Origin of the sequence: Rhodococcus sp. PvR044 (assembly GCF_040548995.1) — a bacterium.
GTDB lineage: Bacteria > Actinomycetota > Actinomycetes > Mycobacteriales > Mycobacteriaceae > Rhodococcus_G > Rhodococcus_G oryzae.
Window position 1 is genome coordinate 552,360 of record NZ_JBEPSX010000001.1, and the last position, 12,247, is coordinate 564,606.

Below are 12,247 nucleotides of genomic sequence, written 5' to 3' on the forward strand. Positions count from 1 at the left end.
CGTTGCCGGGAACCGCGCCTTCGGTGTCTGAATCGCTTAGCGCGCGAACAGCAGAGCGCGCTTGACTTCCTGGATCGCCTTCGTCACCTGGATGCCACGGGGGCACGCGTCGGTGCAGTTGAAGGTGGTGCGGCAGCGCCACACGCCATCCTTGTCGTTCAGGATGTCCAGACGCTCCGAGGCACCCTCGTCGCGGCTGTCGAAGATGAACCGGTGCGCGTTGACGATCGCGGCGGGGCCGAAGTAGCTGCCGTCGCTCCAGTACACCGGGCACGAGGTGGTGCAGCACGCGCAGAGGATGCACTTGGTGGTGTCATCGAAGCGCGCGCGGTCGGCCTGCGACTGGATGCGCTCGCGGGTCGGCTCGTTGCCGGTGGTCATGAGGAACGGCTTCACGGCGCGGAACGCGTCGAAGAAGGGCTCCATGTCCACGAGCAGGTCCTTCTCCACCGGCAGGCCCTTGATGGGCTCGACCGTGATGGTGAGGGTCTTGCTGGGGTCCTTCGGCAGCATGTCGCGCATCAGGACCTTGCAGGCGAGCCGGTTCACGCCGTTGATGCGCATGGCATCGGAACCGCAGACGCCGTGCGCGCAGGAGCGACGGAACGTCAGCGTGCCGTCCAGGTAGCCCTTCACGTAGAGCAGCAGGTTCAGCAGGCGGTCGGTGGGCAGGGTCGGGACCTGGAAGCTGTCCCAGTGCTGGCCCTCGCCGTCCTCGGGGTTGAAACGGGCGATCTTGAGGGTCACCATCACGGCGCCCTCGGGAACGGGCGGCAGCGCGGGGGCGTCCTTGTCTACAACGGGTGCGGACATCAGTACTTACGCTCCATCGGCTCGTAGCGGGTCATGACTACCGGCTTGTAGTCGAGACGGATGTCGGAGAGCAGACCGTCGCCTTCCTTGTAGGCCATGGTGTGCTGCATGTACTCGGCGTCGTTGCGGTCCGGGTAGTCCTCGCGCGCGTGGCCGCCGCGGGACTCCTTGCGGTTGAGCGCGCCGACGACGGTCACCTCCGCCATCTCCAGCAGGAAGCCGAGCTCGACGGCCTCGAGCAGGTCGCTGTTGTAGCGCTTGCCCTTGTCCTGCACGGTGATGTGGTTGTACCGCTCCTTGAGGGCGCGGACGTCCTTGAGTGCGTTGCTCAGCGTGGTCTCGGTGCGGAACACGGACGCGTTGTTGTCCATGGTCTGCTGCAGCTCGGTGCGGATGTCCGCGACCCGCTCGCTGCCGTGGTCGGAGAGGATGACCGCGAGCCACTCCTCGACCATCTTCGCCGGGTTCGCCGGCAGCGGCACGAAGTCGGTGTTCTCGGCGTGCTCGGCGGCCGCGATGCCGGCGCGACGGCCGAACACGTTGATGTCGAGCAGCGAGTTGGTGCCGAGACGGTTCGCGCCGTGCACGGACACGCAGGCGCACTCGCCCGCGGCGTACAGGCCGGGAACGATGTCGTCGTTGTTGCGGAGCACCTCACCGCGGATCTTGGTGGGGATGCCACCCATCACGTAGTGGCAGGTCGGGTACACGGGCACCAGTTCGGTGACCGGGTCGACGCCCAGGTAGGTGCGGGCGAACTCGGTGATGTCGGGGAGCTTCTCCTCGAGCACCTCCTCGCCGAGGTGGGTCACGTCGATGTAGACGTAGTCCTTGTTCGGGCCTGCGCCGCGGCCCTCGAGCACCTCGAGCACCATGGAACGGGCCACGATGTCGCGGGGCGCGAGGTCCTTGATGGTGGGGGCGTAGCGCTCCATGAAGCGCTCACCGTCCGCGTTGCGGAGGATGCCGCCCTCGCCTCGGACGGCCTCCGAGATCAGGATGCCGAGGCCCGCGAGGCCTGTCGGATGGAACTGGTGGAACTCCATGTCCTCCAGGGGCAGGCCCTTGCGGAAGATGATGCCCATGCCGTCACCGGTGAGGGTGTGGGCGTTGGAGGTGGTCTTGTACATGCGTCCCGAGCCGCCGGTGGCGAACACGATGGACTTGGCATGGAAGACGTGGATCTCGCCGGTGGAGAGCTCGTAGGCGATGACGCCCGTCGCGACGGGGCCCTCCTCGGTCTCCGTCAGCGCGATGTCGAGCGCGTAGAACTCGTTGAAGAACTCGACGTCGTGCTTGACGCAGTTCTGGTAGAGCGTCTGCAGGATCATGTGACCGGTGCGGTCCGCGGCGTAACACGCACGGCGCACGGGCGCCTTGCCGTGGTCACGGGTGTGCCCACCGAAGCGGCGCTGGTCGATCTTGCCCTCGGGGGTCCGGTTGAACGGCAGACCCATCTTCTCGAGGTCGAGGACCGCGTCGATGGCTTCCTTGGCCATGATCTCGACCGCGTCCTGGTCGGCGAGGTAGTCGCCGCCCTTGACGGTGTCGAAGGTGTGCCACTCCCAGTTGTCTTCCTCCACGTTCGCCAGCGCGGCGCACATGCCGCCCTGGGCCGCGCCGGTGTGGCTGCGGGTGGGGTAGAGCTTGGTCAGGACCGCGGTGCGCACCCGAGGGCCGGCCTCGATGGCTGCGCGCATGCCGGCGCCGCCGGCACCGACGATGACCACGTCATAACGATGTTCCTGCATGAAGTTTCTGCTCCCCTAGCTCGCGACGATATTGGGGTCGAAGGTGAAGATGACGTAGGTGCCCAGGCCCATGATCAGGATCATCGACACCACGAGAACCGTGTTGAGCCAGAAGCGCGTCGAATCCTTGCGCGAGTAGTCCGCGATCACGGTGCGCAGGCCGTTGCCGCCGTGCAGCTGGGCGAGCCAGAGCATGGTGAGGTCCCAGAACTGCCAGAACGGGCTGGACCAGCGACCCGCGACGAACGCGAAGTTGATGCGGTGCACGCCGTTGTCAACCATCAGCATGATGAACAGGTGCCCCAGGACCAGCACGATCAGCGCGAGTCCGGACAGGCGCATGAACAGCCAGGCGTAGAGCTCGAAGTTGTTCTTCGCGACGCGGCGCGGCGAACGCGGGTTCTCCAGGCTGGCGGGACGGTCGTAGGACGTGCCGAGAGTCTTGGCTTCAGTCATGTCAGTGCCCCGCAAACATGTTGTAGAAGATGCGACCGGCGCCGGGAATCATCACGACGAACCAGATCGCGATGATGATCCAGAGCATCGGGCGCTGGTACTGCGGACCCTTCGACCAGAAATCGACGAGCATCACGCGGACGCCGTTGAGTGCGTGGTAGAGAACCATCGCGACCAGGGCGAGCTCCATGAGCCCGACGAGCGGGTTCTTGTAGGTCTCGATGACCCGGTCGTAGGTGTCCGGGTTGACTCGCACCAGTGCGGTGTCGAGAACGTGAACGAAGAGAAAGAAGAATGTCGCGACTCCGGTGATCCGGTGTAGAACCCAGGACCACATGCCGGGGTCGCCCCGGTATAGCGACCGTGTGCGCTCCTTCGCCGGAGCGGCTTCAGTCGTGCTACTCATCGAGTGCTGTGCCTCCAACGTCTTTGGTGGACGTGCCGCACCCCGTTTGGCTGTTTCATCTGGGACGACCCTGGAGTTTTCAGCCTTGGCGCGACGTGTACCTGAACCGACTGACTGAACTGTAATCCCCGTCCAATCGGGGAACTAATTCGAGAGGCGGTTCGTACGACGAGGTGGCGACCTTCTTAGGTTTGCCTGTCCAATGGCCCGAGGGGCCATCTCGGGGATCTTCTGCATCCATTCAGTGGGCGTGCCAGGATGGCTCACCGTGGCCCAAATCGATTGGAAAACGTTGCGCGACAATGCTGATCGCGCCATGAGATCCGCCTACGCGCCCTACTCGGGGTTCCCGGTGGGCGCGGCGGCGCTGGTCGACGATGGACGAATCGTCGTCGGATGCAATGTGGAAAATGTCTCATACGGACTCGGCCTGTGCGCCGAATGTGGACTGGTCAGTAACTTGCACTCTACGGGCGGCGGGACCCTCGTCGCCTTCAGTTGCCGGGACGGCAGCGGGCAGACGCTGATGCCGTGCGGACGCTGCAGGCAACTACTGCTCGAGCACGGTGGCGGCGACCTCCTGGTCGATGCTCCCGGCGGAGCCGTGCCGCTCGCAGAGCTCTTACCTGCGGCGTTCGGGCCGCAGGACCTGGACCGGGTGCGGCAGGACGGAGGGGCGAGGTCATGACCGATCCCGTCTCCGTCATCACAGCCAAGCGGGACGGCGGTGAGCTCAGCGCGGCGCAGATCCACTGGGTGATCGACGCGTACACCAGGGGCGAGGTCGCGGACGAGCAGATGTCGGCGCTGGCCATGGCGATCGTCTTCCGTGGACTCACCAGGGCGGAAACCGCCGCATGGACGGATGCGATGGTCGCCTCGGGCGGCCGGATGGACTTCTCGCGCCTGCGCAGGCCGACCGTGGACAAGCACTCGACCGGCGGTGTCGGCGACAAGATCACCCTGCCGCTGGCCCCGCTGGTGGCGGCCTGCGGGGCGGCCGTCCCGCAACTGTCCGGGCGCGGCCTCGGCCACACCGGGGGCACCCTCGACAAGCTTGAGTCGATTCCGGGCTGGCGAGCCGACCTCGGTGCCGAGGAGATCCACTCGATCCTGTCGGACCCCGACGTCGGCGCGGTGGTGTGCGCCGCGGGCTCGGGCCTGGCGCCCGCCGACCGCAAGCTCTACGCGCTCCGCGATGTGACCGGCACCGTCGAGTCCATCCCGCTGATCGCCAGCTCGATCATGAGCAAGAAGATCGCGGAGGGGACCGGGGCGCTGGTGCTCGATGTGAAGGTCGGCTCCGGTGCCTTCATGAAGAACCTCGACGACGCGCGGGAATTGGCGTCCACCATGGTCGATCTCGGCGCTGATGCCGGGGTCCGCACGGTCGCCCTCCTCACCGCGATGGACAGCCCGCTCGGCAACACCGCGGGCAACGCCCTCGAGGTGGCGGAGTCACTGGAGGTGCTCGCGGGCGGCGGGCCCGCCGATGTCGTGGAACTGACGCTGACACTCGCTCGCGAGATGCTCGCGGCGGCAGGCATCGACGGGATCGACCCGGAGCGGGCGCTGCGCGACGGGCGGGCGATGGATCGCTGGCGGTCGATGGTCCGCGCACAGGGCGGGGACCCACGCGCCGCCCTGCCGACCGCCCGCCATCACGAGGTCGTGCGGGCGACCGAGTCCGGCGTGCTGACCCGGCTCGACGCCATGGCCGTCGGTGTCGCGGCCTGGCGGCTCGGCGCGGGCCGCGAGCGTCAGGGTCAGGCCGTGCAGGCAGGCGCGGGGGTGCGCTGGCACGCCAAACCCGGGGAGACCGTCGCCGCTGGTCAGCCGCTGTTCACGCTGTACAGCGACACGCCGCGCCTGTTCGACCCGGCGCTGGCCGCCCTTGCGGACGCGTGGAGCGTCGGCGACACGCCGCCGTCGACGCCGCTGGTCTTCGAGCGGATCGGCCTGAGCGGGTCTAGCGTCGGAGCATGAGCCCGACACCGCTCGATCTCGCCCACATCAGGACCGCGCCCAAGGCACTCCTGCACGATCACCTCGACGGCGGACTGCGGCCGGCGACCGTGCTCGAGCTGGCTCAGCAGGTCGGCTACGACGCCCTGCCCGCCGCCGACGCCGACTCGCTGGCGGAGTGGTTCGCCGAGGCCGCGGGCAGCGGCTCCCTGGTGCGCTATCTGGAGACCTTCGAGCACACGGTCGCGGTGATGCAGACGCAGGAGGGGCTCGCCCGGGTCGCAAGGGAGTGTGCCGAGGACCTGGCCGCGGACTCGGTGGTCTACGCCGAGGTGAGGTTCGCCCCGGAGCAGCACCTGGAGGCGGGGCTGAGCCTGGACGAGGTGGTGCACCACACGCTGCTCGGGTTCGAGGAGGGTGTGGCCGCGGCACGCGAACTCGGACGCGAGCTCCGGATCGGCTGTCTGCTCACCGCCATGCGGCACGCCGCCAGGTCGCGGGAGATCGCCGAACTGGCCGTGCGGTTCCGGGATCGCGGGGTGGTCGGATTCGACATCGCGGGCGCCGAGGCCGGGCATCCGCCGAGCAGGCACCTCGACGCATTCGAGTACATGCGGACGAGCAACGCGCACTTCACCATCCACGCGGGCGAGGCGTTCGGGCTACCGTCCATCCACGAGGCCATCGCGTTCTGCGGCGCGGATCGGCTGGGCCACGGGGTGCGGATCACGGACGACATCACCGTGGCCTCGGACGGCACCGCGAGCCTCGGCCGGCTCGCGAACTACGTGCGGGACAAGCGCATCCCGTTGGAGCTGTGCCCGAGTTCGAACGTGCAGACCGGTGCGGTGGAGAGCCTGGAGAAGCACCCCTTCGACCTGCTGGCGAGGGAGCGCTTCCGTGTCACAGTGAACACCGACAACCGGCTGATGAGCGCGACCAGCATGAGCGAGGAGATGCTGAAGCTGGTCACGACGTTCGGCTACGGCTGGAGCGACCTGGAGCGGTTCACGATCAACGCGATGAAGTCCGCGTTCATCCCGTTCCCCGAGCGTCTGCGCCTGATCGACGAGGTGGTCAAACCCGGCTACGCGGTGCTGATCGGCTAGCCGATCACTCGACCCGCAGGCGCGCCTCGAACTCGCGCTCGAGCACCCGCCAGGCCTCCGATTCGGCGTCGAACGGCGGGTTCGGTGCCATTCGGGTGGGGTCGGGGTTGAGCGTGTACGAGACGTACCAGCCGAGCGGCGTGGATGCGGCGAGGGCCTGCTCGGTGGAGTCGTCGTCCGCGTAATCGGCTGCGTCGGTGAACAGTTCGACCGCGAGGTCGAGCTGGTCCGCGTCGACCGACTGGGGTCCCTGCGCGAGATCGTCCGCGAGGCCCGGCAACACGTAGACGTTCTCGTCGGTGACCTCGATCTCGAGCGCGCCGTCGACCGCCGCGGTCTGCACGTCCGAGTAGGTGCTCACCTGTGCGAGGTCGTGGTCGTGGTTGTCGGCCAGGTAGCGGGCCAGCGCGCGCTCCGAGGTGAAGACCAGGATGCGGCCCGACCTGCCGAGGAAGATCGGATCGTCGTCGAGGTAGCACCGCAGCGTGTAGTACTCCGCGCCCGAGGTGATGATCTTGATCGGGTCGATGCCGACGGACGCCCAGAACGACTCGTCCTCCGCGGCAAGGGCGATCGGGTCGGCGGTGTCGTCGTCGAGGTCGACCGTCATGAACTCGAGGTCGTCCTCGTCCTCGTCGGATTCCTCCGCGGCGTCCTCTGCGTCGACGATGTTCTCCTCGGCGGCAAGGATTTCGGCCTCGGCGACCGCGACGGCGGCCTTGTCGACCTCTGGGGTCGCGACGATCGCATCGATCGCGTCGAGCACGTCGTCCCAACCGCTCGCGACCGCGGTGCCGATCTGGACCCACAGCTCCTCGCCGTCGCGGCCCGCGAACGCGTTCACCCCGCCGGGCAGTGCCCCGAGGACGGGATGGCCGCCGAAGAACTTGGTGACGGCGTCGAGCTCGCACACCTCGCCGATGGTGCGCACCATCTCGAGGGTCTCCTCGAGCTCGGCGATGGTCAGGGCGTCCGGATCCCCCGCGGCGAGCTCGGGCACGCCGACCAGGTCGTAGACGTGCGTCTCGTCGGGTTCCAGCTCGGAGGCCCCCAAGGCCGACAACGTCGACCAGGACGGGTGCTCGACCAGGTCGTTGTCCGAGTTGGTGCGGGTGAACGCGGCCAGTTCGCCGACCGATTCGAAGGCGTAGAGGTCCTCGTCGTGACCGAGGAACGCCTCCCACTCGTCGTCCCCCTCGCGCCACTGGGGAGCCCACAGCGTGACGAGGTCACCATCGGTGAGACCGAGCTGGATCGGGACGATGTCTCCTGCCATGGCTGGCAGCCTAGTCGGTGAACGCGGCCTGCAGCGACGCCAGTATCCGTTCCCGGCGGTCGGCCACCATCTGGGCTGCCCTTGCCGCGGTGGCGGTGATCATCGCCGCGAGCTCGCGGGAGTCGACATGGGCGATCGACTCGGAGATCCACAGGCCGCTCATCCCGCCGTTCTGGTCGACCTCGACGCTGACCAGACCCGATTCGTGGGTCACCCGGGCCCGCGCGCGGGTGAGGTCGTGCAGCGCGTCCTCGAGGCTGTTGGCCAGGCCGGTGGCACGCTCGACCACGAGGTCCATCTGGTGTCCGCTGTTCACGGCGTTGTCCTTCGTTCGTTCACAGCTGCCGCATCCAACTCGTGGGGGCGGCTTCTTCCTCGTCCTCCTGGTACGCGGCGGCGGCCAACTCGTTCCTGGTCGGCAGGCCGAGCGCGTCGAGCACCTCGGCGGGCACGCCCTGCTCGGTCAGGTCGGCGCGTCTGCGGACCTTCGCCTCCGCCGTGGCGCGCGTGCAGACCTCGAGGATCGAGGCGGCAAGTTGCGTTCCGCCATAACGGAGTTCACGCTGGTCGATGTGGATCGCCAGGGGCATGCCCTGATCGGTGGCGCGCACGGTGACGGTTCCCGCGCGGTTTCCCACCGTCGCGACAATGACCTCCTCGGCCGTCGCGACCGCGACCTCGTCGGCGTTCATTCGGTCGGCCTGTAGAAGCCATGGAAGCCCATGCCGATGTTCTCGGTGCGGACCGAACTCACCTGCACTGGATCCCCGGCCTCGACCATCTGACCGTTTCCGATCACCATCGCGACGTGGCCGTCCCAGACGGCGAGGTCGCCGGGCTGCAGGTCGGATTGGCTCACCGGGACGCCCACGTTCTGTTCCTGGGCGAGCCGGGGGATCTCCACGCCGGCTTCGCCGTACGCCCACTGGGTGAGCCCGGAGCAGTCCAGGCCCTGGCCGGGAGTGGTGCCACCCCACTCGTAGGGCACGCCCTGCTGGCTGAGCGCGTTGCGGACCGCGTCCGCGGCCTCCCGGTTCGGTGCCATCGCGGTGCTGCCGTCGGGCAGGAAGATCTCGACGCCCTCGCTGCTGCCCAGCGGGTCCGAGCTGCTGCCGGTTCGCTGGCGGGTGGGGGCCTTGCCGATCTCGGGGGGAGCGGTGCCCGCGCCCCGCCCGAGCGGGTTGCCGCCGCCGAGCCCGCGTCCGGGCTGACCCATCGCGCCGCTGAAGCCGGAGTAGGCGTTGCTCGGGGCGGACGAGGCGGCGTTGCCGAAGCTGTTGCCGAAGCCGCTGAAGGCGTCGCCGCGCTGCTGCAGCGAGGACGCGGGAGTGGTGCCGGCGCCCGCGGATGCCGTGGGGCGGATCGGGGCCTGCGCGGCACCGGGGTCCGCGGGATCCGTTGACTGCTCGGGTGCGGTCAGCGCCGTCATCTTCGCGGTGTGCGCGGTCAGCTCGGCACGGACGCGGGCAACGACCGTCAGCCCACGGGAGAGGTGATCGATCGCGGCGGCGATGATCATGATCTGGCCGGGCGGGGTGGTGAGCGTGGGGCCCGCCGCGACGGCGACCGAGATGAACGACTGCAGGATGCCCTCGAGTTCGACCATCCCGGTGTTCACGTCGCGGGACGCGACCGTGAGGACCCCGGCGATCTCGTTGCCCCGGTCGGAGAGCTGAACCTGCTGGGCCTGGGCCTGGTCCGCCTTCGCCACGGCGGCATCGGACGCGACACCGGTCCACACGCCGCCGAGTTCGGCGATGCCGAGTTTGCCGACCGCGTACGCGGAGTCCAGCGCGATCGAGGCGATCTTCATGGCATCGGCCGGTCCGCCGGACGGCATCACGCCGGTGCCGAACGTCTCCACGAGTTCGATGATGGGGCGGGCGAGGAGGTCGATCCCGATCATGCTCAGGCCTCCAGTCCGTTGCCCGTGGCGCTGAGGCCGGTGGCCGCGCCCAGGTCCGCGGAGTCGTACGCCGCGGCCGAGGCGTGCGCGGCCTCGCTCATGCTGCCGAGTGTCCGCGCGAGGTTCGTCAGCGCGGCCGCGTGGCCGCCGTGCGCCGTCGCGAAGGCGGCGACGAAATCGCCGCCGATCAGCCCGAAGGCGGGTCCGAGCAGAACGGGGCCCGCCGCCGCCGTCCCCATCGCGGCGGTCTCGACCTGCGCCGCCATCGACGAGGCCGTCGCGCCGTAGGCGCGGATGCCCTCGGTCACGGCCAAAAATTCACTCATGTCGTTCCCCCGGGGTCAGAACTGTGCGTTACATGGTTGGACGCCGCCGACGTCGTTCCGGTTCCATCGACGCGAATTCCCCGCATATTCTTTTCGCCATGGACACCCATGTGGTTGATCACCCGCTCGCCGCCTCGCTGCTGACCACGATGCGCGACGCGGGCACCGACAACCCGACCTTCCGCTCCGCGCTGCGCGAGCTGACCCAGATGCTCATCTACGAGGCCATCCGCGACGCCGAGATCGAGGTGTTCGAGGTGCAGACCCCGGTCGCACCCGCCCGCGGGGTCCGGCTGGCCACGCCGCCGTTGCTGGTGCCGGTGCTGCGTGCCGGGCTCGGCATGGTCGAGCAGGCGAGTTCGTTGATCCCGCAGTCGCAGGTCGGCTTCGTCGGCATGGCCCGTGACGAGCAGACCCATCAGCCCGTGCCGTACCTCGAATCGCTGCCCGACGACCTGTCCGGGATCCCCGTGTACGTGCTCGACCCGATGCTCGCCACCGGCGGCTCGATGGTGCGCACCATCGAACTCCTCGTCACCAGGGGAGCGGTCGACATCACCGCGGTGTGCGTTGTCGCCGCCCCGGAAGGCGTCACGGCCCTGAAGGACTCGGGATTCCCGGTCCGGTTGGTCACCGCGAGCATCGACGAGGGACTCAACGACGACGCGTACATCGTCCCCGGTCTCGGCGATGCGGGCGACCGGCAGTTCGGCCCGCGCTGGATCTGAGCGTCACAGTTCGCGCGCGTAGTCGCGCAGCTCGCTCAGTCGGCGCGCGGCCTCGGCCCGCGCTCGGTCAAGGCCGGCGCGGTCGTCGACGTCCACGACGACCTCGAGGTAGCACTTGAGCTTGGGCTCGGTTCCGGACGGCCGCACCACCATTCGGGTGCGTTCACCGCGCAGCACGACCGCGTCGGTGCGCAGCGCGCCGCGCCGGGCCAGCAGGTCCTCGGCGGTGACCACGTCGCCGGCCAGCGACCGCGGCAGGTCGGCACGCAGGCGGGCCATCAGGTCCGCGAGCTCACCCTGGTGCCCGACCCGCCGCGACACCTGGTCGCCCGCGTGCACCCCGAACTCGACCGCGTAGTCGTCGAGGACGTCGGGCAGGGATCGGCCCCGCGCCCTGAGCCCCGCCGCCAGATCGGCCATCAGCACGGCAGCGGAGATCCCGTCCTTGTCGCGGACCGCCTCCGGGTCGACGCAGTGCCCGAGCGCCTCCTCGTAGGCGTAGACCAGGCCCGCGCCCGCCCGGACCAGCCACTTGAAGCCGGTGAGCGTCTCGGCGAACCGGGCGCCCCTTGCCGCCGCCACCTTCGCGAGCAATTGCGAGGACACGATCGTGGTCGCCAGGAGGGGATCAGGCCCCGCGGTGGCCAGCACGTGGTCGCCGAGCAGGACGCCGGTCTCGTCGCCGCGCAGCATCCGCCACCCGTCGGGTCCTGGGACGCCGACCGCGCACCGATCCGCGTCCGGGTCGAGCGCGATCGCGAGGTCTGCGCCGACGCTCTCGGCGAGCTCGAGCAGGGCGTCGGTGGCCCCGTCCTCCTCGGGATTGGGGAACCGCACGGTGGGAAAGTCGGGGTCGGGATCGAATTGGCTTGTCACGGTGTGCAGATCGGTGAATCCGGCCGCGGTCAGGGCGGCGATCGCGGTGTCCCCGCCGACTCCGTGCAGCGGGGTCAGCGCGATGCGCAGGTCCCGGTTGCTCCCGTGTGGGAGCGCCGCCACCCGCGCGAGGTACTCGGTGAGCAGTGCGTCGTCGGTGGGAGTGGCGGGGGCCCTGCGAACCGCGAGGGCCGGACCGACCGCCGCGATGGCGTGCTCGATCTCTCGGTCGGCGGGCGCGATGAGCTGTGCCCCGCCGTCCGTGTACACCTTGTATCCGTTGTCCGTTGCGGGATTGTGCGAGGCGGTGATCTGGACTCCCGCGGCGGCGCGGAGCCTGCGGACGGCGAACGCCAGCACCGGTGTCGGCAGTGGTCGGGGCAGCACCACCACGTCGAATCCGGCCGCTGCGAGCACCTCCGCGGTCGCGGCGGCGAACTCCCGCGAACCGTGCCGCGCGGCCCGGCCGACCACCACGGTGGACCCGCCGAGGCAGCGGGCCTGCAACCAGGACGCCAGCCCGGCGGTGGTCCGGACGACGGTGTCGACGTTCATCGCGCCCGGACCCGGACCCAGCGGTCCGCGCAGTCCGGCGGTGCCGAAGGTCAGCGGTGTCCCGCTCTCGTCCGTCACTG

The 12,247-nt window shown here is 69.1% G+C and carries 14 protein-coding genes; 4 read left to right on the forward strand and 10 right to left on the reverse strand.

The genetic code is table 11. The features are described 5' to 3' along the window. Positions 1-36: 36 nt before the first annotated feature. From ABIC28_RS02420 to sdhC, 4 genes are read right to left on the reverse strand one after another with little or no spacing between them, the layout of a single operon-like run. Complete coding sequence (locus tag ABIC28_RS02420; RefSeq protein WP_077040951.1) at positions 37-813, reverse strand: succinate dehydrogenase iron-sulfur subunit; 777 nt, start codon at positions 811-813, stop codon at positions 37-39. Next, positions 813-2,564 (reverse strand): succinate dehydrogenase flavoprotein subunit, encoded by a 1,752-nt coding sequence (gene sdhA / locus ABIC28_RS02425; protein WP_354577370.1) that lies wholly within the window; start codon positions 2,562-2,564, stop codon positions 813-815. Before sdhA ends, ABIC28_RS02420 begins: the two co-directional genes overlap by 1 nt. 15 nt (positions 2,565-2,579) lie before the next feature. Further along, positions 2,580-3,020 (reverse strand): succinate dehydrogenase hydrophobic membrane anchor subunit, encoded by a 441-nt coding sequence (locus ABIC28_RS02430; RefSeq protein ID WP_077040953.1) that lies wholly within the window; start codon positions 3,018-3,020, stop codon positions 2,580-2,582. Between the two features lies 1 nt (position 3,021). Beyond that, on the reverse strand, positions 3,022-3,426 hold the full coding sequence (gene sdhC / locus ABIC28_RS02435; RefSeq protein WP_072753666.1) for a succinate dehydrogenase, cytochrome b556 subunit: 405 nt from the start codon (positions 3,424-3,426) through the stop codon (positions 3,022-3,024). Positions 3,427-3,694: 268 nt separating this feature from the next. On the opposite strand from sdhC, the gene ABIC28_RS02440 reads away from it, so the two are divergent. Genes ABIC28_RS02440 through ABIC28_RS02450 form a run of 3 tightly spaced genes read left to right on the forward strand, consistent with a single transcriptional unit; the run spans position 3,695 to position 6,500 of the window. After that, a complete protein-coding gene (locus tag ABIC28_RS02440) occupies positions 3,695-4,114 on the forward strand; it encodes a cytidine deaminase (RefSeq protein WP_097210659.1) in 420 nt (139 codons plus the stop codon). Next, complete coding sequence (locus ABIC28_RS02445) at positions 4,111-5,412, forward strand: thymidine phosphorylase (RefSeq protein WP_209928798.1); 1,302 nt, start codon at positions 4,111-4,113, stop codon at positions 5,410-5,412. The genes ABIC28_RS02440 and ABIC28_RS02445 overlap by 4 nt, the downstream gene beginning before the upstream one ends. Continuing rightward, positions 5,409-6,500: an adenosine deaminase gene (locus ABIC28_RS02450; protein ID WP_209928799.1), complete on the forward strand. Its 1,092-nt coding sequence runs from the start codon at positions 5,409-5,411 to the stop codon at positions 6,498-6,500. The genes ABIC28_RS02445 and ABIC28_RS02450 overlap by 4 nt, the downstream gene beginning before the upstream one ends. Positions 6,501-6,504: 4 nt before the next feature. Here the strand turns inward: ABIC28_RS02450 and ABIC28_RS02455 are convergent, their stop codons facing one another. Genes ABIC28_RS02455 through ABIC28_RS02475 form a run of 5 tightly spaced genes read right to left on the reverse strand, consistent with a single transcriptional unit; the run spans position 6,505 to position 10,008 of the window. After that, positions 6,505-7,776, reverse strand: coding sequence for a SatS C-terminal domain-containing protein (locus ABIC28_RS02455; protein ID WP_209928801.1), 1,272 nt, complete (start codon positions 7,774-7,776; stop codon positions 6,505-6,507). A 10-nt stretch (positions 7,777-7,786) separates the two neighbouring features. Next, a complete protein-coding gene (locus tag ABIC28_RS02460) occupies positions 7,787-8,092 on the reverse strand; it encodes a YbaB/EbfC family nucleoid-associated protein (protein ID WP_097210479.1) in 306 nt (101 codons plus the stop codon). A gap of 19 nt (positions 8,093-8,111) precedes the next feature. Beyond that, positions 8,112-8,468 carry a hypothetical protein gene (locus ABIC28_RS02465; RefSeq protein WP_354577375.1) on the reverse strand — a complete coding sequence of 119 codons (357 nt, stop codon included), beginning with the start codon at positions 8,466-8,468 and terminating at the stop codon, positions 8,112-8,114. After that, positions 8,465-9,682, reverse strand: a complete 1,218-nt coding sequence (locus ABIC28_RS02470; protein WP_209928802.1) for a C40 family peptidase — start codon at positions 9,680-9,682, stop codon at positions 8,465-8,467. Before ABIC28_RS02470 ends, ABIC28_RS02465 begins: the two co-directional genes overlap by 4 nt. Before the next feature lie 2 nt (positions 9,683-9,684). Next, positions 9,685-10,008 carry a type VII secretion target gene (locus tag ABIC28_RS02475; protein WP_354577378.1) on the reverse strand — a complete coding sequence of 108 codons (324 nt, stop codon included), beginning with the start codon at positions 10,006-10,008 and terminating at the stop codon, positions 9,685-9,687. A 98-nt stretch (positions 10,009-10,106) separates the two neighbouring features. On the opposite strand from ABIC28_RS02475, the gene upp reads away from it, so the two are divergent. Beyond that, positions 10,107-10,736, forward strand: coding sequence for a uracil phosphoribosyltransferase (upp, locus tag ABIC28_RS02480; RefSeq protein ID WP_097210483.1), 630 nt, complete (start codon positions 10,107-10,109; stop codon positions 10,734-10,736). A 3-nt stretch (positions 10,737-10,739) separates the two neighbouring features. Here the strand turns inward: upp and ABIC28_RS02485 are convergent, their stop codons facing one another. Beyond that, on the reverse strand, positions 10,740-12,245 hold the full coding sequence (locus tag ABIC28_RS02485) for a phospho-sugar mutase (protein ID WP_502944982.1): 1,506 nt from the start codon (positions 12,243-12,245) through the stop codon (positions 10,740-10,742). Positions 12,246-12,247: the final 2 nt, after the last annotated feature.